This is a genomic window from Alteromonas sp. KUL150, from assembly GCF_009811475.1.
Taxonomy (GTDB): Bacteria; Pseudomonadota; Gammaproteobacteria; order Enterobacterales; family Alteromonadaceae; genus Alteromonas; species Alteromonas gracilis.
This window is the reverse complement of record NZ_BLIJ01000077.1, coordinates 1-22,951: the sequence shown is the minus strand read 5'-3', so window position 1 is coordinate 22,951 and position 22,951 is coordinate 1. Positions and strand designations below refer to the sequence as shown.

Here is a 22,951-nt window from a genome sequence, read left to right as displayed (position 1 = left end):
GCCTTCGCTGTGTAAATTTTAGCCCACATACACAACAAAAATGAGCTCGTCCCTCAAAAAAAAGAAAAAACAAAAGAAAAAACCAACCTATTCACGTTCGCCAATAGGTTGGTTTCATTTTGCTATCGCCTATCTTTAGGCTGTATCAGGTTAGTGAGCTGATGCTTCACCTGCACCTTTTGGATACCGAATGCTTTCTACTAGCTCTTGAATTTCTTCAGGCGCTTCATCGGTAGCTTTGAACACTAGGAAAGCCACGATAAAGTTAACCATCATACCTAGCGTTCCGATGCCTTCTGGCGAAATACCGAACCACCAGTTGTCAGGGGTGTTAGCTGCAGGGTTTACAAACTTGAAGTAAATGATGTAAGCCGCAGTAAACGCGATACCTGATATCATTCCCGCAATTGCACCTTTGTCGTTCATGCGCTTGCTGAAGATACCCATGATGATTGCTGGGAAGAAGCTCGATGCAGCCAAACCGAAGGCAAAGGCCACGACCTGCGCAACAAAGCCGGGCGGATTGATACCGAAGTAGCCTGCGATAACAATTGCAACCCCCGCCGCTAAACGTGCGTACATAAGCTCAGCTTTATCGGTAATATTTGGCATAAAGTTTCGTTTCAACAGATCGTGAGACACGGATGTTGAAATAACTAACAATAAGCCCGCAGAGGTAGACAAGGCTGCTGCCACACCACCCGCTGCCACGAGTGCAATTACCCAAGCTGGTAAGTTTGCAATTTCAGGGTTAGCCAATACCATGATGTCGCGGTCAACTTTCATTTCGTTGCGCTCATCACCCGAATAGAACATCTTGCCGTCGCCATTTTTATCTTCATAAACGATAAGGCCGGTTTGTTCCCAATTTTTAATCCACGACGGCGCTTCTTCATAGCTTGTGCCTGTCATCTCTGGGCCATTGATGGTTTCAATCATATTTACGCGAGCAAATGCAGCAAGAGAAGGTGCTGTTGTATATAAGATTGCAATGAACGCCAGTGCATAACCTGCTGATTTACGCGCATCATGTACCTTAGGTACGGTAAAGAAGCGAACGATTACGTGAGGAAGACCCGCTGTACCCACCATTAGTGCAAAGGTAATGAAGAATACGTCTATGGTACTTTTGGTGCCCGATGTGTATTCGTTAAATCCGAGTTCGACGGATAAATTATCGAGTTTTTGCAGCAGGTGCATCCCCGACCCGTCGGCGAGCGTTGCTCCAAAGCCTGTTTGCGGCAGGATGTGACCTGTGACCATCATTGATATAAATACCGCTGGTACGATATAGGCAAATATCATTACGCAATACTGCGCTACTTGTGTATAGGTAATACCTTTCATGCCACCAAGCACTGTGTAGAAGAACACAATAACCATACCGATGACTACGCCGGTTACAATATCTACTTCTAAGAAGCGGCTGAATACTACGCCCACGCCACGCATTTGGCCGGCAACATAGGTGAAGCAAACAAAAATTGCACAGAATACGGCAACCGTACGTGCAGTTTGAGAGTAGTAACGATCGCCGATGAAATCAGGCACCGTGAATTTGCCGAATTTACGCAAGTAAGGCGCTAAGCACAAGGCTAACAAGACGTAACCGCCAGTCCACCCCATTAGGTAAACCGCGCCGTCATACCCCATAAAAGAGATGAGACCTGCCATCGAAATAAACGATGCAGCCGACATCCAGTCAGCGGCAGTAGCCATACCATTCATGACCGGAGGCACACCGCCACCAGCGACGTAGAAGTCATTGGTTGACCCTGCACGAGCCCAAATTGCAATTGCGATATATAGCGCAAATGATGCGCCAACGATAATAAACGTTAATGTTTGAACGTCCATGATTTACTCCTCATCTACGCCGTAGCGTTTATCCATGGCGTTCATCTTCGCCATATAGACAAAGATCAATGCAACAAATACATAAATTGAGCCCTGTTGTGCAAACCAGAAGCCTAATTTAAAGCCAAAAAATTGGATTTCATTTAAGATATCGACAAAAATAATGCCGGCGCCGAATGATACGATAAACCAAACGACTAACAGCTTAGCGAGTAGAGCGAGGTTTTCGCTCCAATACGCTTTCTTGTCCTCTTCGTTTCTAAATGCCATTGTTTCACCCTCACATCAGGTTAATTGATTGTTATGTTTTTACATATTCCTAACGCCCGGCTTTGTTAACGTTATTGCTGCTTAATTGGTAACTGACTAAAGACAACCACCAGCAGCAAAGTCAAGCACTTAGGAGCTTGCGTATTACTCTAGACCTGGAAGGTGAAATTCAAAATGAGACCATGGTCGTAGGTAGACTATGGTCGAAATGATTATAATAACAACAAAGTTGTTAAAACCCCGTTAAAGGAATCTTATGGTTTTTGGTTGGGTCACACTTGCAGTTTTGTATCTCTTCTTGCTTTTTTCACTAGCAAGCTGGGGAGAAAAAAATTCGCCCACCGCGCGAGCGCTGACGTCTCACCCTGCGATTTATTCGTTAGCTCTTGCCATTTATTGTACCGCGTGGACATTCTTTGGCATGGTGGGCCAAGCAAGCAGAGACACATGGATTTATCTTCCGATCATGCTGGGGCCTATCTTGGTTTACGTGTTAGGTTACAAGTTTATTTATAAACTTACGTTCGTTAGCAAAAAGCAGCACATTACCACCATTTCTGATTTTATCGCTTCGCGCTACGGTAAGCGTCAGACTGTTGCGCTAGTTGTTACACTTATCGCGCTACTTGCCACTATTCCCTATATTGCACTTCAGTTAAAAGCCGTAGGCGCCACCTTCCAATTGCTGACACAACAACCTAACAGCAACGGCATCATTATTGCCGCAACGGGCTTTATCGCAGCCTTCGCCATTTATTTTGGTACACGGCAAACTGATGTAACGGAGTACCGTCGAGGTTTAATGCTGGCTATTGCTTTTGAATCGACAATAAAATTACTGGCATTGGTTCTTGTTGCAATCATTGGTTACAGCGCGTGGAAACGCACTCAAACTGGGCCATTTTTTGAAAGCTTCACTAACGAAATCGCGTTAGCCCAATTTGGTTCGTTTAGCTTTATCGCACAGACCATCATGGCAGCAGCAGCTATTGTCTGCTTACCAAGACAATTTCACGTGGCAATCATCGATAACTTGAGCTTGGGGCACCTACGAACCGCGCGCTGGCTCTTCCCGTTATACCTTGCGGTGATCTCCGCAGTGATCCCTATCATCGCCATTGCCGGTAAATCGATATTCGCAGGACAAGGCATAGAGCCCGACTCTTATGTGTTGTCGTTGGCGATGTTTTCAGAATCAACCCTGCTCCAAGTTATTGTATTTGTAGGTGGCCTTTCTGCAGCGACGGCCATGATCATCGTAGCAACACTAACCCTTAGTACTATGCTGACCAACGATGTCATCCTTCCTCGCATTTTGGCGTTCACGGGAAATACCGACGACAAGAAAGACGTATCGAAAAAAATTCGCTTAATCCGACGGATTGTCATTGCCTTTATTCTGCTGATGGCATTTTTGTACCATCAACAAATGACGAGCAGTCGCTCTCTTCACTCCATCGGACTAATTGCGTTCTCCCTGGTTATTCAACTGATGCCTGCCATTGTTGGCGGACTTTACTGGAAGCGAGCTCATGCACACGGAGTGTATGCTGGTCTGATGGTGGGCTTGGTCATCTGGGTGTTATGGCTAGTACTCCCAATTGTGAGTGAACAAGTCTCTCAGCTGGAACAAAATGAGCTAATTAGCCAAGGGGCAATGATTAGCTTAGCGGCAAACAGTTTTGTTTATATTCTTTTTTCACATTTCGCGCCTCAGCGTCTCATCGACCGCATACAGGCCGAAGCCTTTGTTTCTCCGGCCATCTCTGGAAACAACACCGTAAAAACGCAAACTATTAGTGTCACCGTATCCGATCTTGTCACCTTGCTTACAACCTTTATGGGTACAGGTCGTTGTAAACAATTGCTTGGACAATATCAGCAGTTAAATCACTGCAATCTCGACCACGACAGTACACCTGACGAGTCATTTTTATCTTTTTGTGAGCGGGCTCTCGGTGGAGTGATAGGCGCATCGAGCGCCAAAGTGCTGCTAGACAGTGCATTGCGCGGTAAAAAAATGGATTTTACAGAAGTTATTAACTTCTTTGACGATACCACTCAAGCCATGCAATTTAACATGACCGCGCTATTAACTTCGCTTGAGAATATGGATCAAGGCATTAGCGTTGTAGATAAGCATCTCAATCTGGTGGCTTGGAATAAACGATACGCGAACCTTTATCCCTACCCTGATAACCTGCTGGCTGTCGGTACGCCTATCGAAAAACTCATACGATACAATGCATCTCAGGGGGAGTTTGGTACCGATAATGTCGATGGAGAAGTGGAAAAGCGCCTTAGCCATTTAAGGTCAGGCATGCCCCACCGCTTTACTCGCCAGCGTAAAGACGGCCGCGTTATCGAAATGGTGGGCAACCCTCTACCCGGGGGAGGCTTTGTAACAAGCTTCAACGATATAACCGGCCACGTAGAAATTCAGCAGGCACTTGAAGAATCGAACATTGACCTTGAGGCCAGAATTAAAAAACGTACAGAAGAAGTGCATTCAATAAACGCCGAACTGCGTCTTGAAATTGAACGACGCTCAGAAGCTGAGAAGGAACTAATAAGAGCGCGAAAAGCAGCTGAAGACGCTAATGCAAGTAAAACCCGCTTTCTTGCTCTGGCCAGTCACGATGTACTGCAACCGCTAAACGCTGCCAAGCTTTATGTCAGCGCTTTGGAAGAACAAGAACTTTCAGAGTCAGCCCACGCCATTATTCAAAAGTTGGGGCATAGCGTAACCTCTAGCGAAACCCTTATTGGCACACTGTTAGATATTGCACGCTTAGACCAGGGTGAAATGAAACCTGACTTAGAGTCTATCGATGTTCGCACTCTTCTTTCTCCTCTCGTGGACGAAATGGCCATGAGAGCAAAAGAAAAAGGGCTGGGATTTAAAGCCATTATTCGCTCATGCTGGGTCAGAGCAGATAAGACTTACCTTTACCGAATTACGCAAAACTTGCTTTCAAATGCTGTGAAATATACAGAAAGTGGAAGAGTATTATTTGTCGTCAAACCGATTAGCAATACCGTTCATTTCAAAATTCTCGACACTGGAATTGGTATATCCAACGATAAAAAAGACAGTATTTTCGGAGACTTTTTCCGCGCTAACGAGAGCAAAGAACACGGCATTGGGCTCGGGTTAGGCGTAGTACGCCGGTTAAGTTTACAGCTAGATAGCGACATACGGGTAAGGTCGCAGATAGGTAAAGGCAGTTGCTTTACGTTTTCTCTTGCGAAAGCCGAATCTAAAGTGGTGTCTAGCGAGACAACCAAGCCTCGCTCCACGACATTTACCGGCATGGATGTTCTTTGTGTGGACGACCAAAGGGAAAACCTGGACGCAATGCAAACGCTACTACAAAAATGGGGAATTAATGTTGTGCTTGCAAATAACTGGGATGATGCCCTTAAAATATGTGAGACCATTCAGCCCCAAATTCTCCTAATGGATTACCAACTCAGTCACGATAGCGAGAAAAATGGGCTAGCACTTATCGAAGAGATTAGACATCGGTTAAATGTAGTAATGCCAGCAGCGTTAATCACAGCAACACCAGATGAAAGCTTGGTAACCCAATGCAAAGCACAGGGAGTTAATTTTTTAGCTAAACCCCTTAAACCGGCAAAACTACGGGCTCTGCTTCAAAGTATGACCCGCTATATCAGAGAAGCAAAAAACGTGTAGCTCTGCCTTGTTACGCTAACTTTGTATTAGGAAAGCCCTAAACCGACTATAGCAACTCTTCATGAGGCTTGCTGTCGTCGGTTTTCGTAACGGATGACTCAACATTCGGCTTAGCCACCACTTTTCCCATTGCGCCCCATTTTTGTTTAGGGTTGAGTAACACCGGCCGGGTGAGAATTAAGTTGTTGGGGTACATCAACGTTTCGCGGTCAGCGGTAACTAATCGGGTGCTGAACGGCCCTAAATCGGCGATTACGCCCTCAATATAGTTATCGCCATCGAGAATACGCACGTAGTTGCCCCTGCGATAGGCAACGTTAGTCAGTAAAATAAAATACGCAGTGATATTGCTGATAAGCGACCAGCTTGCAAAGAGTGCGACGCCTGTTACGGTAATAATAGACGTTGAGAGCACCAATAAACCTGAGAAATCAATACCCCATGCAAGCAGCAACAGGGCAACAGTAACAGTGGCCACAATCACGCGTGCGGCGAATAGCCCCTTTAGCGCACTACTAGACTTCAGCTTAGATTTTTCGATATTGGTTTCTAATTTTGGCAGAAGCTTGCGAGACATCGCTAAATAAAATAGTAAAGCCAGACCACTCCACACGACATTTGACTGGTACTGAATCAACCACGCCAAAAACGCATGCCACCATTCATTCATCAACCTAAACCCTCTCTCATTTTTAATTCTAGCAAACTAAATTTTCAGACCTTTACGACCTGTGTTCCTGCGCCCTACCATGCTAACGTGAATAAAAGGCGAGTTCATGCATTAAAAGCAATCGCCACAACAAGAAATATTCGTAAGACTCTCTTTACCACATACATTAGTATGCGCGCAAAAATGACTTGTCTAATTCAAATTCGCGTTCTAACGTGTTAAAAGACATGTCGATTAGACGACAAACAAAACACAAACTACAGGCTTTTTATAATGCGCATTGCAATACTTTCCAGAAATCCTCGTCTTTACTCTACTTCACGCTTAGTCGAAGCTGGTCAGGCTCGCGGGCACGAGGTTGACGTCATCGACACCATGCATTGCTACATGGATATCACAAGTGCGCGACCGTCTGTACGATACCATGGGAAAAAACTTCCTTATTACGACGCCGTTATTCCTCGAATCGGCGCTTCTGTGAGTTTTTACGGCACCTCAGTCGTGCGTCAGTTTGAAATGATGGGCACTTACAGCCTGAACGAGTCAGTCGCGATTAGTCGCTCACGAGACAAGCTTCGCTCGCTGCAGCTTCTTTCACGCAAAGGCATTGGCATGCCGAGAACGGGTTTTGCCCACCACCCTGACAAAATTGATGATGTCATCAAAACTGTTGGTGGTGCCCCTGTAGTGATAAAGCTTCTTGAAGGCACCCAAGGTATCGGCGTTGTACTTGCTGATACACAAAAAGCTGCTGAGTCTATTATTGAAGCCTTTATGGGGCTAAACGCCAGCATATTGGTACAAGAATTTATAAAAGAAGCGGGCGGCGCAGATATTCGTTGTTTCGTAGTGGGCGGGAAAGTGGTTGCCGCTATGAAACGCCAAGCAGCACCGGGTGAATTCCGTTCTAACCTTCATCGCGGTGGGCAGGCAAGCTTAGTACGTCTAAGTCCTGCTGAACGCAAAACGGCTGTAGATGCGGCTAAGACCATGGGGCTCAACTGTTGTGGTGTAGATATCTTGCGGTCAAATAACGGGCCAGTGGTAATGGAAGTGAATTCCTCTCCTGGCTTAGAAGGTATCGAGAAAGCAACCAACAAAGACGTAGCAAGTATGATCATTGAGTTTATCGAAAAAAGCGCTGAGCCGCATAAAACGAAAACCCGTGGCAGAGGCTAGCCTCTAAATTTTTGCTGTAAAAACAAGATATGGGAAACGTTAGTGGTAAATGATGTTTTAACAATTGGGGGTCAAACCATTGCCCCTGGCGAAACAAAGAAGATTGAGTTGGAAATGCCGCCGTTGTACACGGCGACCAATATGAGCATTCCCGTTTATGTGAAAAGAGGTAAGCGCCCTGGTCCAGTTATGTTTGTCAGCGCTGCCATTCACGGTGATGAACTCAACGGCATCGAAATTGTGGGACGACTAATCCGCTCAAAAGCTATAGAGCGTTTAAGAGGAACCCTTATCGCGGTGCCAATGGTGAACGTATACGGCGTACTCAACCAATCTCGTTATTTACCTGACCGACGAGATCTAAATCGCAGTTTTCCAGGCAGCAAAAAAGGCTCTTTAGCAGGACGATTAGCGAATTTATTTTTTAAAGAAGTCGTAAGTAAATGTGATGTGGGCATTGATTTGCACACCGGTGCTATACATCGAAGCAATCTGCCTCAGATTCGTGCAGATTTAGACGACGCAGATGTCCTAGAAATGGCCAAAGCATTTGGTGTTCCCGTACTTTTGAATGCAGAATTACGGGATGGATCTTTACGCGAAGCGGCAAGTGAAAGTGGCGTTAAAATATTGCTCTATGAAGCCGGGCAAGCGCTGCGCTATGATGAGTTTTCTATTCGTGCGGGCGTAAGGGGTATTATAAACACCATGCGCCACTTGGGCATGCTCAATAAAAGCCGGAGTAAAGGCCATAACATTGAGCGGTTTATCGCCAGACAAAGTGGTTGGGTAAGAGCGCCAGAAAGCGGCTTTGTTACCCATTTAGCTCAGCTGGGTGATCACGTAGAGAAAGGTGACAAACTTGCAATTATTGCAGACCCATTCGGTAACTATTTAGATAGTTTAGAGAGCCCTGCAGAGGGCGTGGTAATTGGCAAACAAAATATTCCGCTAACGCAAGAAGGCGAGGCGGTTTACCACATTGCATACTTCTCAGAGCCAGATACGGTTGCAGAACATGTGGAACTACTACAGGATAATTTATTGCCACCAGAGCAGGCTCCTATTTTATAAAATTGGTAGATAAACTGATGAACAAAAAGAAAATTGTCGGTGCAGTAGAGCTGTGCGATTTACCCAAGCTTGCGATTACTGATTTAAATGTGCGTGTAGATACAGGGGCCGCAACCTCTTCGCTACACGTAGACAATATCGAAGAATTTGAGCAAGACGGCGAGCTGTGGATTAAATTTGATATCCACCCTGATATTCATAACGTTGAGCGTGTTGTGCGAAGAGAAGCCCGTGTAGAAGGCCAAAAGCGAGTAAAAAGCTCAACCGCTACACGAGAGAGGCGATATGTGATAATTACGCCTATAATAATGGACGGATATCAGTGGGATATTCAGTTAACCCTCACTGACCGCTCGGAAATGACCTATCTTATGTTACTGGGTCGCGAGGCAATGAGCGGGCAATTTATTGTAGACCCCGAATATGATTTTCTGCTTACGGGGAAGGATTAAAAGTCATCAGCCAGGTCAAAGGTAATGATGAAGCCTCTCTTAACAAGGCGTGCGCTGACCGCATGAGATAACACATATGGACGTTAGGGCAATAATTTTAGGTATAGTGTTACCACTGCTAAGTGCATGCGTGCTTTTTGGTGCTCAAGCGACAGAGCCAGCATTCAATAAAGTAAATAACGACTTACCCCATACCCTAATTCGTTTGCCTAATGTTCACCCTGGAAGAGACAGTGTATATGCATACGCTAAAACGCTGCTAACTGAAGCGCTTCTGGTTACAGAACCTCAATACGGTACTTTCGAGATTATGGTTAGTGGTCAAGAGTCGGCGCAAGAACGCCAATTACGTAACCTTGAACACAACCTGTTAGATGTGACTTGGAGCGTAACGTCAACGGAAAGAGAGCGCCAGTTTCTTCCTGTCCGCATACCAATAATGGCCGGGCTATTCGGGAAGCGTGCGCTTTTTGTAAAAGAGGGAGATGAGCGCCTTAAATACGTCAAAACCTTGAAAGAGCTCAAATCGTTCAGAACAGTTCTTGGCTACGACTGGCCTGATACAAAAATCTTTCGCGCTAATGACCTGCCGGTTTTAGAAACGACCTACCGCGCTTCCTTTCGTATTGTCTCTGAAGGATTTGCCGACATCTTTCCGCGCAGTGTAATGGAAATTAGAGAAGAGTTTGAAGATGAAAAGCTAACTCGAGGGCTTGCCATAGATGACAACCTTATTATTTCCTATCCGAGCCCTATTTTCTTCTTTGTAAGAAGCGACAATCACGCGTTAGCTAACCGAATTGCTGAGGGCTTGCTTATCATGTTTGATTCAGGAAGGTTTCAGGAACTTCTGCTCTCTCAGGATAATTTTCGACACGGTATGTCGATGCTCAAAGGTCGCACTGAACTAAAAATTCAAAACCCGCTGTTAAGCGAACCCAGTCGAATTGCCCTTGAAAAATTTCTTCCAGAGTTTACTGCGACCAAAACAATTCAACAGTTCAACGCTAGTGAGTCGGTGGCTCCAATTCAAGCTGAGAAGCGATTAGGACAGCCTGAGTCCGGTTATTAATACCAAGCTTTTTGAAGATGGCAGTTACATGCGCTTTCACTGTTGCTTCGGCTATATCTAAATTGAAGCCTATTTGTTTATTTAACAGTCCGTCTCGCATGTAGCATAAAACTTTGTATTGAGAAGGCGTTAGTGACGCTACTTTATCTGCAAGCTCAGAGAACGCTTCATCAACTTCATCGACATTTTCGCTGAGATTATCAGGTAGCCAAACATCACCATCTAAAATCGCCTCTACGGCATTCGCAATATCCTGGGCACTCGCGGTTTTAGGAATAAAGCCGAGCGCGCCAACGCTAATAATCTTTGAAATCAGTGTAGCGTCTTCTGTACCCGACACTACAGCAACAGGAACATCAGGGAAAAGCTTGCGAATATGCAGAAGACCAAACAGGTCATTACTGCCCGGCATATGCAAGTCTAAAAGTAATAAGTCGATATCCTCGTTATTGAGAATATCGACAGTAGTAGGTAAATCGCCAGCCTCTTTAAGCGTCAAGGCTGGCAGAGACAAGGACAAAGCGCCTCTCAGTGCATCGCGATACAGCGGATGATCATCAGCGATCAGAAGAGTTATCATTGTCTATGCCCTTAATGCTTACTTATTTAGACGTTCCTCTATCAGTGTATCAACAACCGACGGATCCGCCAATGTAGATGTATCGCCTAATTGCTCATGTTCATTAGCAGCAATCTTACGTAAGATTCGGCGCATGATTTTACCCGAGCGAGTCTTGGGCAAACCATTAGACCACTGGATCATGTCAGGGGTAGCAATAGGGCTTAACTCTTGGCGTACCCAGGCTTTGAGCTCTTTGGTTAGTGCTTCGTCAGCCTCAACACCTTCATTAGGCGTAACGTAAACGTAAATCCCCTGCCCTTTGATATCATGAGGGTACCCGACTACTGCCGCTTCAGCGACTTTAGGATGGGCGACCAGCGCACTTTCAATTTCAGCGGTACCTAAGCGATGCCCTGATACGTTCAGTACATCATCTACACGTCCTGTGATCCAATAGTAACCGTCTTCATCACAGCGCGCGCCGTCACCGGTAAAATAAACGCCTTTGTATGCACTGAAGTAAGTGTTTATAAAGCGCTGATGATCACCATAGACGGTACGAGCCTGGCTTGGCCAGCTGTCTTTTATAACTAGATTGCCCTCAGCTGCACCTTCCAATTCATTGCCATCGGCATCAAATAAGGCAGGCTGAATACCGAAAAATGGTCGACTTGCTGACCCTGGTTTTAACTCCGTAGCTCCCGGCAGAGGTAAAATCATATGACCACCCGTTTCGGTTTGCCACCAAGTATCTATGATAGGGCAACGTCCCTTACCAATGACACGATGATACCACTCCCACGCCTCTGGATTAATTGGCTCACCGACGGTACCGAGTAAACGAAGGGAAGACAAATCACACCCTTCTGCTGGCACATCACCATGAGCCATGAGCGCGCGAATTGCCGTTGGGGCGGTATAAAGGCTGTTTACTTTATATTTTTCAACGACCTGCGCAATACGTTTTACATCAGGATAGGTAGGAACCCCTTCAAAAAATACTTGAGATGCAGCGTTAACCATAGGTCCATAAACCATATAGCTATGACCTGTGATCCAGCCCACATCAGCGGTACACCAATAAATATCATCATCTTTATAATCGAATGCATATTTAAATGTCATTGCAGAATAAAGCAGGTAGCCACCGGTTGTATGAACAACGCCTTTAGGTGTGCCCGTAGAGCCTGACGTGTAAAGAATGAATAGTGGGTCCTCGGCGTTCATCACTTCAGGTTCACACTGACCTGACATATCCTCGATGGCGTCATGCCACCATACATCATGCTCTTCGTTCCAATCGATATCGCCACCCGTTAGCTTGTGAACAACGACATGACTAATGGAAGGACACGCGCCGTTTGCCAAGGCTTTATCAACATTCGCTTTTAATGGAATGCTTCTGCCCGCACGACGACCTTCATCGGCAGTAATAACAACTTTAGCGCTGCTGTCGTTAATGCGATCAGCAATTGCATTTGGTGAGAAACCACCAAATATGACCGAATGCACAGCGCCGATTCGGGCACACGCCAGCATAGCGTACGCCGCCTCTGGTACCATCGGCATGTAAATAGCGACGCGATCACCCTTTTCAACACCCATTCCTTTAAGCGCGTTAGCTAATTTACACACTTCATAATGCACTTGTTGATAAGTGATATCTTGACTATCTTCTGGAGAGTCGCCTTCCCAATGGAAGGCGACTTTAGTGGCGTTCTTAGCCAAGTGGCGGTCGATGCAGTTGTAACTAGCGTTTAGTTCACCATCCTCAAACCACTTTATTGAGACATCATTCTCGCCGAAAAACGTGTTTTTGATCTTCGTAGGTTTTTGATACCACTCAAGAATAGACGAATGTTCCGCCCAAAACGCTTCCGGCGCTTCTACTGACTGCTTATACATCGCGTCATATTGCGATGCATTGAGGTGGGTAGACTGAAGAATGTTCTCAGGTACAGGATAAGTCTTGCTGGCGCTCATAAGGATTGCCTCCAATATCAATAATGTAAAATTCTTGTTTTATGATGAAACACTCTAGCCATTCAAGCACAAAGCAAAATGAGACTTTGGTCTTAGCAACACCCTACTTAGGTGCTAAGCGTCAAGTATTACGGAAAAGTATTACGACTATGGTCTTATGCGACCATAGGCGTATTTAATTTTGCGATAATACGTACACAATCAGTGATGTTAACGTTGAATTTACATTTATTTAACCACTTTTGGAACAGACACGATGAAAGCTAAAATAAAAAATACGGCGACGGCGGTAGCGCTGTGCCTAGCAGCATCAAGCGGTGCAGCACAAGCAGCAACGATCGGCGATACAAGTGTGAAATTCACAGGCTATGTCAAAGTTGACGCCATGGTCAGTGACTACTCAGACGGCACCATTGCTTCGGGTAGCGTTGGCCGAGACTTTTACATCCCTTCACTAACTCCTGTTGGTGGCGTTGACGAAGACCCACAATTTGATGCACATATTCGGACTTCACGATTCCGTTTCGCAACGTCTACGCCGACAGAAGAAGGCGATACGATAAACGGTGTGTTTGAACTTGATTTTGTTGTTACCAGTGGTGGTGATGAGCGTATTAGTAACTCTTACGTACCACGTGTTCGCCACGCCTATATAACGTACAAAAACTGGTTGGTAGGCCAAACCTGGACCACGTTTATGGATGTAGGTGCCCTGCCAGAATCGCTCGACTTTATTGGTACAACTGACGGCATAACGTTCGGACGCCAAGTCATGCTGAGATATACCAACGGCGGGCTCCAAATTGCGCTAGAAAACCCGGAATCTACCATAACGCCATTTGGTGGAGGCGGCCGTATCACCAGTGACGACAACGCAATTCCAGACTTAATCGCGGCATATACGTCAAAACAGGACTGGGGTTATGTAAAGGTTGCGGGCTTGGTTAGACAGCTTTCCTATGACAATGCCGCTGGCATTGATGCTGACGAAACCAGCTTTGGTGTGTCAGTGACGGGTAAATACAACCTGTCGAACGGCGATGATATCCGTTTTACATTCAATACCGGTAGCGGTCTTGGCCGATATTCAGCTCTAAATGCGGTAAATGGCGCAGTTCTTAACGAAAGCGGTGACCTCGAAGCTATTGACTCAACAGGCTACGGCATTGCATATCGCCACAAGTGGAGCGATAAGGCGCGCAGTAGCATTATGTTCTCGGCCTTTGAAGCTGACAATGATGTATCGCTAACTGGCTTGGCTACCACCGAAAGCACATATAGCACCCGTGTGAACTACCTATATTCGCCAACTAAGGCATTGACGGTAGGTGCCGAATACGCTTTCGCAAAACGAGAAGTTGAATCAGGCCTTGAAGGCGACATGAACCGCTTCCAAGTCTCAGCGAAATACGCGTTCTAAGAAAATGTAAGATGTGACAAAAAAACCGGGGCTTCTTCATTAAGAAGCCCCGGTTTTATTTATCTGATAAGTAAAAAGCTATGCCCTGCCACTCAGAAAACCCGCTTTTAGGGGCCTAAATAGTCGTAAAGATAATACCCAAAGGAACGACGAAGAAAAGTCCACCGACATAGGCCGCACCATACACTTTCCTTTCCGCTGCCAGAACTGATAGCTGATACGACAAGTTAATAGGGATATTTCGCAGAACAGGGATACCGTAAATAAGCGTTACGCCAATTACATTATAAATAAGATGTACCAGCGCAATTTGCAAAGCGAACCCACTATTTACACCCACTACTCCTAAAGCAGCAATTAACGCAGTGATACACGTTCCGATATTAGCCCCCAGGGTAAAAGGATATATCTCACGGGCTTTCAAAACGCCCGCACCAACCAGAGGCACCATGAGCGACGTGGTGGTAGATGATGACTGAACCAAAACCGTCATCAGAGCGCCGGATGTAATACCTGATATGGGGCCTTGCCCAATGCTTTTATGTAATAGATCCTTAGCTTTGCCGACCATAAGCGATTTCATGATCTTGCCCATGTAGGTAATTGAAACCATGATAAGTGCAATACCCAAAAGGATTTTAACAATGCCCGGATAAACCGACGGCAAAAACTGGAGTGATTGAGAAACTAAATCTGTTACGGGCTGTGTGGCTGCCTTTATGGGATTAAACCCACTTACTCCTAACGCTTCCCCGGTGTGAATAAGCGCTACAATTTGGCCACTTAGATACTCTAGAATGCCAAACGCCATCTCAAGCGGGAGAAATATGAGCACCGATAAAACATTGAAAAAATCGTGGATGGTAGCGGCATTAAAAGCCCGCTGAAACTCTTCTTTTTTTGCAACGTGCCCAAGGCTTACCAGTGTATTCGTGATGCTGGTTCCGATATTTGCGCCCATCATCATGGGCACGGCAATGGTAATAGGAAGTCCACCAGCAACCATTCCAACAATAATCGAAGTAACCGTGCTTGAAGACTGAATTAAAGCGGTAGACACCATGCCGATAATCAAGCCCATGATAGGGTTAGACGCGAAGTTGAAAAGCTCTCGCGCTTGCTCGCCAGCCGCATATTTAAAACCGCTGCCAATCATACTTACGGCAAGTAGCATGACATAAACAAGTAAAATAAGAAGAAGCCATCGTTGCCAGTTGTTGTTTTTTTCTACTGAACTGGCGGAAATTATTTGTGGGTCAATCATTTAATAATGGTTACAAGTTATGACAGAAAAACCCATAGTATTACCAACGTGTGACACAAAAATGACGGGTAACGCCCGCCACTTTTGCGAAAATGTTGGCTTGAAAGATTCGAGCCCTTCAACTTGCACTATGTCATTTTTAGCGGCCTTGCACCACGTAGACAAAAAGGATGAAGCCCGAAACTTATGCGGGCCTAAAAGCCCATAGGATATTGACGCAGTACGTCGTGAGTAGCCTTCAACGTCTCTTGAGACAAATCCATATCAAACGCTTCTATATTTTCTTTCAACTGAGGCATTGTCGTTGCCCCTATGATAGTAGAAGTAACACCGGGTACTTGTTTACACCAGGCTAAAGCAAGTTGAGAGGGCGTCACGCCAGCTTTTTGAGCAATTTTTATGTATTCAGCAGTGGCAGCTTGCGCAGGCGGTTTATCTCTGAATAATCCCATACGTTGAGCTAATGTCCATCTGCTCCCTTCCGGGCGCGCACCGTCTTGATATTTACCACTTAGCATACCCGTGGCCAGTGGCGACCATGGTAAATAAGCAATATTTTCAAGCTCACACATTTCAATGAGATACGGCCAATCCTTCGCGTGAAGTAGGCTGAACTCGTTTTGAATAGACACGGGCAGAGGCATATCAAGCTCTTTACAGAGTATAAGAAAAGCGTGAATTCCCCAAGGCGTATCATCCGACAGCCCCCAGTGCCTAATTTTTCCTTCATCAAGGGCGCGCTTGATCCCCATCAGGATATCTCGCATACCGTCGAGTTCTCTCTCACGATCGGTTTTTGTTGGGTTTGCGCCATCCGGCCAATGTTTACCAAAGTGAGGGGTAACTCTGTTAGGCCAGTGAAGTTGATAAACGTCTATATAATCTGTATTCAAACGTTCCAAAGAGTACGTTAACGCATTGGCAATCGCGCCAGAAGTAATTGGGCCCGCATTGCGAATATACTTAAGTCCGCTGCCGGCTATTTTAGTCATCAGTACGATATCTTTACGCTTAGACGCGTTGCGTGAAAGCCAATTTCCAATAACACGCTCTGTGTCGCCGTAGGTATCAACGTTTGGCGGTACTGGATACATTTCTGCGGTATCAATGAAATTCACGCCTTTATCTAACGCAAAGGCCAATTGCTCGTCAGCGTCTTGCTGAGTGTTTTGAATACCCCAAGTCATAGTGCCCAAACATATGTCTGACACTTGTAAATCGCTCGTTCCCAAACGGTTAAACTTCATTTTACTCATACCTTATAAATGCAATAGCGAACTGGTCGCTTGGTGCAACAAAGTCCCTACTAGGTGCTATGATGCTTTTTTATTGGCCAACTCGGCTTCAACACTGGCTAAACGCGCTTCAATATTTCGCTTTGACTCGACCATCTCGTTTGCCAGTTCAGCAAGTGATTTTAATTCTGCAAACCCTAACTTCCTGGTATCAATTTTTTGATATTGACGTTTGCAGCGATAAAAGAAAGTAAGAAAGTTAACAAAAGCCCGATGAAATGTCGCAAAACTCTTGATTAAAACCAGAATTAATACGACAGATGTGAGCGCGGCAATGCCTAAACCGTAGATACGTACTTGAGCTTCCTGTTGTTCAATAAGAGGTTGAAGCGCGCTATCAACACTTTTAAGTTGGTTCTCAACGTTGTGAGCGCTTTGTCTAAACTCACCGCGTAGCCCATCGTTATGAGTTAAACCAAACCTTAGGTAGTTGTTAACCAATGCCACAAGCGCAGACTGATATCGTTGAAGCGTCACATTCAAATTTTGATCATCGTCGAACATCGACACTAAGCGAGTGCTGAGCTCTTCAATTTCACGGGCATAAACCGCTTCTTGGGTTATTTGAAAGTTGCGAGTTGCTAGCTGCAAATCACCAAATAGCTCACGTGTTGGTGCTCGATTGACTTCAGTCTCAGATAATCGATTCTCTAGGTTGGTTATTTCGCTGCGAATACCACTATTTAACGTTAAGCCAATTTGGCGCTGCAGTGCTACGACCTCTTGAAACTTTTCTCGGTAGGTTTCTATGGAATTCGACAGGCTTTCCACATCTGTGATTGGTAGATCATACTGACTGAACATGGGCACCAAACTATCTAGCCGAGTATTGAATGAAACGGCTTGCTGAGAAAATTTTATAAAATAGGCTTCGTCTGACCTTAAGAGAAAGTCTTTTTCATGCCGGCGCATTTGAAGCAAGTCTTGTCCCATGCGTAAAAGCACGTCACGCTGCTGATTGAGGGTGATAAGTCGCTGTGTAAAATAATGCTGGCTAGCTACCAGCCCTCCCATGCCGATGACACAGATTAGCGTCATCAATACTAATCGAGATTTTATTGAATCGAACTTCACGGAGAAATCCTTATAAAAGGATACAAAATGCAAAATTTAGTTAAAACTAAACCCCAAATTTGCTACGGAAATAGCTCGTTAAATATAAGCATAAAACATGACGGTTTTAATTAAACCTTTGTAGAAATTAATAGTCATTTATGAAGGACTGCTGATTCCAAATTCTGGCAATCGTCAATAGGAACGCAATCCTTAAGGATTAGCGCATCTTGAGTAAATAGGCTAGCGGCAACGATGCCTAATTCGAATTGAGCTAAAATTAGCTCTCTTATAGGCGCTTAGAGCTGCACGCCTACATGAAGGTTGCTAAGAGGTTTAGGGGCTTTTACTTCCACACATACTTGATCACCATAATAATTATCAGTGTAGTTGCACTGCACCTTTATTGGTTGATTTGGAGTGGTAGCTACACGTTGGCTAGTCGTGATTGTTAGTTTTTTTAGTAATGCGTTCATTTCGCTCTCCTTGTTAAAGTAAACGCATTATTATTGATTAGATAAAACTATTAAAATGATATAATTTGATTCACAAGATAGAAAATTAAGATTATAAACCTGCTGGCTCAATTAATTCAGCAATGAACTACAGATGTTTCGACACAAATTTATTGTCGGAAACCGCACGGGCTAGGCGATGTAGTTTTTGAGCGAGATAGCAAGGAACCTGAGACCAAAGAACCTCATAAGCAAGGAACGGCGTAAGAGTAAAACACCGTTCCAATGTTACTTAGAGACAATACCCAAAATACCAGTCCGCATTGATAAGTATTACGCCCTGGCCCAAGGACCTGTAATCGCCAACGTTTTAGTAGGTGAGTAAATATTGACGAAAAGCGTATTGCCGTCGGGCGAGAAGCACGCGCCGGCAAGCTCTGTTTGAGCGTGTAACTTGGCAAAGTTATACACCTCTCCACTTGGCGTGACGCCGCGCAAATGATTATCGACGATGTCGGTGTATTGGTCTTCACACACTAACAAATGCCCGTTTGGACACACCGTCAGATTATCACCAAAGTTATACAAGTTCTTGTCTTCGCTTTCTAGAAACAGCTGCAGCTTGTCTTGTTTACCATTTTCGGAAGGAACAAGTTTCATTACCTGACCGAGCTGCTTTTCCCCGCCATTGGTGCAGCAAAAGTACAACTCATCGTCTCCCCAGTGTATGCCTTCACCGCGAGCGAACAAGGCTGCACCCTTGTCATACCCTTGCTGACGTAAATCATCATCCGGACTCTCTGGGTTATCTAGCGCTACCCACTCAATGTCAAACCAGGTCGCTGTAGGCATCGTTGAGGAGCTCCAGTTACGCGTATCAAACTGGGGGGTATTTTTTACTACTAAGGCTTCTAATTGCCCGCCAGCAGCCAAGTTTCCGTATTCGCGAGGCACAAAGCGATACAGCAAGCTATCGCCCCTATCTTCGGTCAAATAAACAATGCCGGTTTTAGGGTCAACGCACGCCGCTTCATGATTAAAACGCCCCATTGCTTTAAGTGGTTTAGCTTCAATCAGTGAATCAGCATCTGCTGGCACTTCAAAGATATAGCCGTGAGATTTGTTTACCACATCACCGTTAGGGCCATGAGGGCGGTCTACCGACTCTTCACACGTTAGCCACGTGCCCCAAGGGGTGATACCGCCCGAGCAGTTTCTTACCGTTCCAGTAAGACTAATAAACTCTCGCTCTACCATCTGCGTGGTAAGGTTGTACACCATTGTTGTGGTGCCGCCGGGCAACGCCACACCATCAGCGTAGTTGTCGTAGGCGAGTTTACTGGTATGTTGCTGAATAGAATCAGGCTGAGCACTCAAATGTTTGGGATGCAGCTCGTGGTTACGTATGAGCGCCACTTTGTTATTGTTACCTTTAATAGGCAAGCAACCCATACCGTCTGCTCTGTCGGGAACGTGCATACCATCAGACATTACATCACCAAGGCTTGAGATAACGTTATAAGTAAAGCCCTTTGGTAAATCTAGTAGCTTTTGCGGGTCGGGTAAAAGGGCTCCGTACCCTTCGCTCATCGGCATAGACGCCACATTCAATTGCTTACCAAAGGCACTGGTAGCTAGGCCACCAAAAGCCAAAGAGCCCACTAAAAATTGACGTCGTGTAATCATAAAAATCTCTTACTGCGCTAAATGTAAATATCATCGCTTGGTATTGTTACACTATAACAGCACGAGATCCGCAAACTAGCAAGAACGCTTTCTGTTAAAGCGACAACAAGCGGATAAAATACGCTTAAGACTAAGCAATACGATAAACGCTATTTGCAGGCGCCGTTTTAACATTAGGGAAGCTTTGTATTTTTTTGAAGGCCTTCCCAATGCGCTTGTGGTTCTGGCCTTGAGAAGTAATAGCCTTGGAATTTTTCACAGCCTTTAGCTTTCAGATAGTTTAACTGCTCTTCGCTTTCTACACCTTCGGCAATGCAGGAAACGTTAAGCGCTCTTGCCATTTCAATAATAGCGTCAACAATCTGCGCCGCTTTTCCGTCAAAGTCTTTTCCTATGTCGTCCACAAAATATTTATCTATCTTGAGTTCGCTGATAGGAAGAACTTTGAGGTATGCAAGACTGGAATAACCTGTACCAAAATCATCAATTGAAAAACGAAAACCGAACTTCGCCAGTTCAAGCATGGTTTCTTTAACCAATTCAATATCTACGACTAAAGCGGTTTCAGTTAGCTCTAGCATTAACATATGAGGTGGTATGCCAAACTGATTTACGCGAGAAAGAAGCGTGTTAACAAAGTCAGGCATAACGATTTGTCTAGCGCTGATGTTGATCGCAATGCTGGTATTTAAGCCGTTCTTTACGAAGCTACTAATCACGTTGAGCGTTTTTCGTAAAACGATGTCACCTATTTCGCAGATGGCATAGCTCTCTTCTGCGATAGGAATAAATTCACTTGGGCTCACCTGCCCCAGCGCCTTCGAATACCACCGCACAAGCGCTTCAAAGGAAGAAACCGTTCCGTCATGGGTGACTTGGGGCTGAAGCACAATTGATAATTCATCGTCTTCTATCGCTTGCTCAAGCTTAGACTTTATATCTAGGTAGCGATCAAACTCTTTAAAACCCTCTTCTGATATATGGCATAGCCCAAAAGGTGCGGCTCGTTTAGCTCTTTTAACCGCTTGCTCAATTACATTAATAATCGACTCGAAGCTTTGACCTTGTGGGTTAAAAATAGCACTTCCCAGCGATGCGGTTAGAGACCATTTCACGGAGTTTAAAATAATATCGAAGTGACGAGGATTAAGCAGCGCACTTTCCACCAAGCTCGAATCAAACTTGTGGAGTTCTTTTTTTCTGTAGGTTTTCTTCGACAACACAACAAAGCTATCACCACCATACTTAAATATCTCATAGTCGTGTCCGATAACGAATAGCAACTGCTCGGCGACCTTTCTTATGGCGTAGTTACCATTTCCGAAGCCAAATCGAGTGTTGATTTGGGCCATGTTATCGATATCTAAGAGCAGAATATGTATGTATTCTTGATTCATTGATGCGCGCAGCATCAAATCTTTAAAACGCTGATGAAACCACTGCTGATTTCGAAGATGAGTAACCGGGTCGGTGTAAGCAAGGTTATAAATGGTATCCTGCGCTTCTATACGTTCACTGATATCTCTAATAACCCCAATAAAGCCCCTTTCACCTAAGTCACTGCTTTCAGATAATGACAACTCCATCTGAAAAATGTCGCCGTTTTTGCGTTTAGCTGGAAGCTGACGACCCACACCGATAATTTTGCCTACTCCCGACTCCATATAATTACGCATGTAGTAGGCATGATTAGAGGCGTAAGGCTCTGGCATTAGCATCTCAACGGAGTGACCGAGTAACTCACCTCGCGTATAGCCAAACATTTTAAGTGCAACGTCGTTACAGTGTGTAATGGTGCCTTTTGTATCAATACTAAATACGGCGTCATTAATGTTGTTCAATATACTTTGAATTCTTTTGGCGCGATCTTCATTAAGAATCAGCGCCGTTTTGTATTCGGTAATATCTTCAAACGCACCAAACAGCCGTTTAACTTCGCCGTTCTTATAAAACTCAGCCTTTCCAGAAGCTCTTACCCACCTTGCTGAACCAGATGTATCAATGATTTGACACTGAATGTCATAGGGTTGCTGGCTATTGCGTAGATTTTCAAATGCACGTGTAATTTCGGCTGTATACTCAGTGGCGATAAAGTCGATAGCTTTCTGAAGATTGATCTCACTGCTTACTGGCAGGCCATGTATTCGATAGGTTTCCGGTGACCATATCAATTTTTCAGTTTCAGGGTAAAACTCCCATGACCCTGTTTGCGACATACGACTTATCTCATCAATAAGCGACAAGTTATGTGCTGTTTTTATCGCAAAAAAGTCCTTTTGAAGCTGCGTAGAAAACAGTTTCGCTTGAAGTGAAAATACTTGTAGCCACTCAGTGATGTCTTTTTTCGGCGTTTTAAATATAGCGACGAGCACACCAATATCACGACTTCTTTCATTAATAAGTCCTGCGCCCAAATACCCTTGAGCTTCAAGCGCTTTAAGGGTTTGATCGGCGGGAAAGTGCTCGTGAACGTTTGACTCATAGCCACATGGCCCAGTTAACAAAACACTTTCACAAGGAGAGCCGTTAAGCTCATATTCTATTTCTGCAATCGGTGAGTGATGAGACAGCCCTATGAGTACGGAAATGCTATCTGTTTTTTTGACACCCAAGTAGAGATAGTCAGCCTGTAGTAGCTCGTTAAACGCTATTAAATCTTGCTCGTAGGCACTACGATTTTCCAAAATAATGGTGCTGAACTCTGATTCATTTAGGACTGACTCGAATGACATTACCTTATAAAACCTTAATGTAAGACTAAACTGAAGCTTGCCACTTCGCACTAAAGAAAGAAACACATAACAATGATAAATTTCAGATTTATCAATACCTAAGCTTAGCTCAACTTTCGATTAAAGCTACCCACTACCCTTATCAATGTTAAACAAATGCTTGCTAAATCCCGCCATAGGATGAATGCGATGTCGTAGCCGCTAATACAAAAGTACGGGTGGGTCCA

17 protein-coding genes are annotated in these 22,951 nt (G+C 44.8%); 6 read left to right on the top strand and 11 right to left on the bottom strand.

Translation table 11 applies throughout. The features are described from left to right. Window positions 1–150 precede the first annotated feature (150 nt). Both GVO62_RS18075 and GVO62_RS18070 read right to left on the bottom strand, forming a co-directional pair. Window positions 151–1,857 carry a sodium:solute symporter family protein gene (locus GVO62_RS18075; RefSeq protein WP_159120440.1) on the bottom strand — a complete coding sequence of 569 codons (1,707 nt, stop codon included), beginning with the start codon at window positions 1,855–1,857 and terminating at the stop codon, window positions 151–153. Window positions 1,858–1,860: 3 nt separating this feature from the next. Next, window positions 1,861–2,127, bottom strand: a complete 267-nt coding sequence (locus tag GVO62_RS18070; RefSeq protein ID WP_105930411.1) for a DUF4212 domain-containing protein — start codon at window positions 2,125–2,127, stop codon at window positions 1,861–1,863. A gap of 256 nt (window positions 2,128–2,383) precedes the next feature. Here GVO62_RS18070 and GVO62_RS18065 point away from each other — a divergent pair, with 256 nt between their 5' ends. Next, window positions 2,384–5,827 (top strand): PAS domain-containing hybrid sensor histidine kinase/response regulator, encoded by a 3,444-nt coding sequence (locus tag GVO62_RS18065; RefSeq protein ID WP_159120439.1) that lies wholly within the window; start codon window positions 2,384–2,386, stop codon window positions 5,825–5,827. A 46-nt stretch (window positions 5,828–5,873) separates the two neighbouring features. Here the strand turns inward: GVO62_RS18065 and GVO62_RS18060 are convergent, their stop codons facing one another. Then, window positions 5,874–6,497: a mechanosensitive ion channel family protein gene (locus tag GVO62_RS18060; protein ID WP_159120438.1), complete on the bottom strand. Its 624-nt coding sequence runs from the start codon at window positions 6,495–6,497 to the stop codon at window positions 5,874–5,876. Window positions 6,498–6,770: 273 nt separating this feature from the next. On the opposite strand from GVO62_RS18060, the gene rimK reads away from it, so the two are divergent. The 4 genes from rimK (at window position 6,771) to GVO62_RS18040 (ending at window position 10,274) form a co-directional block, all read left to right on the top strand. Beyond that, window positions 6,771–7,676: a 30S ribosomal protein S6--L-glutamate ligase gene (gene rimK, locus GVO62_RS18055; protein ID WP_105930414.1), complete on the top strand. Its 906-nt coding sequence runs from the start codon at window positions 6,771–6,773 to the stop codon at window positions 7,674–7,676. A 42-nt stretch (window positions 7,677–7,718) separates the two neighbouring features. Continuing rightward, window positions 7,719–8,750, top strand: coding sequence for a succinylglutamate desuccinylase/aspartoacylase family protein (locus GVO62_RS18050; protein ID WP_120963505.1), 1,032 nt, complete (start codon window positions 7,719–7,721; stop codon window positions 8,748–8,750). Between the two features lie 17 nt (window positions 8,751–8,767). Beyond that, a complete protein-coding gene (locus GVO62_RS18045) occupies window positions 8,768–9,202 on the top strand; it encodes an ATP-dependent zinc protease family protein (RefSeq protein WP_159120437.1) in 435 nt (144 codons plus the stop codon). Window positions 9,203–9,332: 130 nt separating this feature from the next. Further along, on the top strand, window positions 9,333–10,274 hold the full coding sequence (locus GVO62_RS18040; RefSeq protein WP_236547230.1) for an amino acid ABC transporter substrate-binding protein: 942 nt from the start codon (window positions 9,333–9,335) through the stop codon (window positions 10,272–10,274). Here the strand turns inward: GVO62_RS18040 and GVO62_RS18035 are convergent. Both GVO62_RS18035 and acs read right to left on the bottom strand, forming a co-directional pair. Continuing rightward, window positions 10,210–10,854 (bottom strand): response regulator transcription factor, encoded by a 645-nt coding sequence (locus GVO62_RS18035; RefSeq protein ID WP_159120436.1) that lies wholly within the window; start codon window positions 10,852–10,854, stop codon window positions 10,210–10,212. The two genes, GVO62_RS18040 and GVO62_RS18035, sit on opposite strands and share 65 nt — an antisense overlap. 18 nt (window positions 10,855–10,872) lie before the next feature. Continuing rightward, window positions 10,873–12,819: an acetate--CoA ligase gene (gene acs, locus GVO62_RS18030; protein ID WP_159120435.1), complete on the bottom strand. Its 1,947-nt coding sequence runs from the start codon at window positions 12,817–12,819 to the stop codon at window positions 10,873–10,875. A gap of 256 nt (window positions 12,820–13,075) precedes the next feature. Between acs and GVO62_RS18025 the strand changes: the two genes are divergently transcribed. Then, window positions 13,076–14,239, top strand: a complete 1,164-nt coding sequence (locus tag GVO62_RS18025) for a DcaP family trimeric outer membrane transporter (protein WP_105930420.1) — start codon at window positions 13,076–13,078, stop codon at window positions 14,237–14,239. A gap of 115 nt (window positions 14,240–14,354) precedes the next feature. Here the strand turns inward: GVO62_RS18025 and GVO62_RS18020 are convergent, their stop codons facing one another. The 6 genes from GVO62_RS18020 to GVO62_RS17995 all read right to left on the bottom strand — a co-directional run bounded on the left by GVO62_RS18020 (window position 14,355) and on the right by GVO62_RS17995 (window position 22,724). Continuing rightward, on the bottom strand, window positions 14,355–15,503 hold the full coding sequence (locus tag GVO62_RS18020) for a Na/Pi symporter (protein ID WP_159120434.1): 1,149 nt from the start codon (window positions 15,501–15,503) through the stop codon (window positions 14,355–14,357). A gap of 194 nt (window positions 15,504–15,697) precedes the next feature. After that, on the bottom strand, window positions 15,698–16,750 hold the full coding sequence (locus tag GVO62_RS18015; protein ID WP_159120433.1) for an aldo/keto reductase: 1,053 nt from the start codon (window positions 16,748–16,750) through the stop codon (window positions 15,698–15,700). Between the two features lie 66 nt (window positions 16,751–16,816). Beyond that, window positions 16,817–17,872 carry a chemotaxis protein gene (locus GVO62_RS18010; protein ID WP_159120432.1) on the bottom strand — a complete coding sequence of 352 codons (1,056 nt, stop codon included), beginning with the start codon at window positions 17,870–17,872 and terminating at the stop codon, window positions 16,817–16,819. Between the two features lie 278 nt (window positions 17,873–18,150). After that, window positions 18,151–18,327 carry a hypothetical protein gene (locus GVO62_RS18005; protein WP_159120431.1) on the bottom strand — a complete coding sequence of 59 codons (177 nt, stop codon included), beginning with the start codon at window positions 18,325–18,327 and terminating at the stop codon, window positions 18,151–18,153. Between the two features lie 312 nt (window positions 18,328–18,639). After that, on the bottom strand, window positions 18,640–19,992 hold the full coding sequence (locus GVO62_RS18000) for an alkaline phosphatase PhoX (protein WP_159120430.1): 1,353 nt from the start codon (window positions 19,990–19,992) through the stop codon (window positions 18,640–18,642). Window positions 19,993–20,165: 173 nt separating this feature from the next. Next, entirely contained in the window at window positions 20,166–22,724 is a 2,559-nt protein-coding gene (locus tag GVO62_RS17995; protein WP_159120429.1) for a sensor domain-containing protein, read from the bottom strand. Window positions 22,725–22,951 lie beyond the last annotated feature (227 nt).

What these genes read in the sequence shown, in the direction of transcription:
- GVO62_RS18075 (WP_159120440.1), bottom strand. Translation starts at nt 1,857, where the DNA reads ATGGACGTTCAAACATTAACGTTTATTATCGTTGGCGCATCATTTGCG.
- GVO62_RS18070 (WP_105930411.1), bottom strand. Translation starts at nt 2,127, where the DNA reads ATGGCATTTAGAAACGAAGAGGACAAGAAAGCGTATTGGAGCGAAAAC.
- GVO62_RS18065 (WP_159120439.1), top strand. Translation starts at nt 2,384, where the DNA reads ATGGTTTTTGGTTGGGTCACACTTGCAGTTTTGTATCTCTTCTTGCTT.
- GVO62_RS18060 (WP_159120438.1), bottom strand. Translation starts at nt 6,497, where the DNA reads ATGAATGAATGGTGGCATGCGTTTTTGGCGTGGTTGATTCAGTACCAG.
- rimK (WP_105930414.1), top strand. Translation starts at nt 6,771, where the DNA reads ATGCGCATTGCAATACTTTCCAGAAATCCTCGTCTTTACTCTACTTCA.
- GVO62_RS18045 (WP_159120437.1), top strand. Translation starts at nt 8,768, where the DNA reads ATGAACAAAAAGAAAATTGTCGGTGCAGTAGAGCTGTGCGATTTACCC.
- GVO62_RS18035 (WP_159120436.1), bottom strand. Translation starts at nt 10,854, where the DNA reads ATGATAACTCTTCTGATCGCTGATGATCATCCGCTGTATCGCGATGCA.
- acs (WP_159120435.1), bottom strand. Translation starts at nt 12,819, where the DNA reads ATGAGCGCCAGCAAGACTTATCCTGTACCTGAGAACATTCTTCAGTCT.
- GVO62_RS18025 (WP_105930420.1), top strand. Translation starts at nt 13,076, where the DNA reads ATGAAAGCTAAAATAAAAAATACGGCGACGGCGGTAGCGCTGTGCCTA.
- GVO62_RS18020 (WP_159120434.1), bottom strand. Translation starts at nt 15,503, where the DNA reads ATGATTGACCCACAAATAATTTCCGCCAGTTCAGTAGAAAAAAACAAC.
- GVO62_RS18015 (WP_159120433.1), bottom strand. Translation starts at nt 16,750, where the DNA reads ATGAAGTTTAACCGTTTGGGAACGAGCGATTTACAAGTGTCAGACATA.
- GVO62_RS18005 (WP_159120431.1), bottom strand. Translation starts at nt 18,327, where the DNA reads ATGAACGCATTACTAAAAAAACTAACAATCACGACTAGCCAACGTGTA.
- GVO62_RS18000 (WP_159120430.1), bottom strand. Translation starts at nt 19,992, where the DNA reads ATGATTACACGACGTCAATTTTTAGTGGGCTCTTTGGCTTTTGGTGGC.
- GVO62_RS17995 (WP_159120429.1), bottom strand. Translation starts at nt 22,724, where the DNA reads ATGTCATTCGAGTCAGTCCTAAATGAATCAGAGTTCAGCACCATTATT.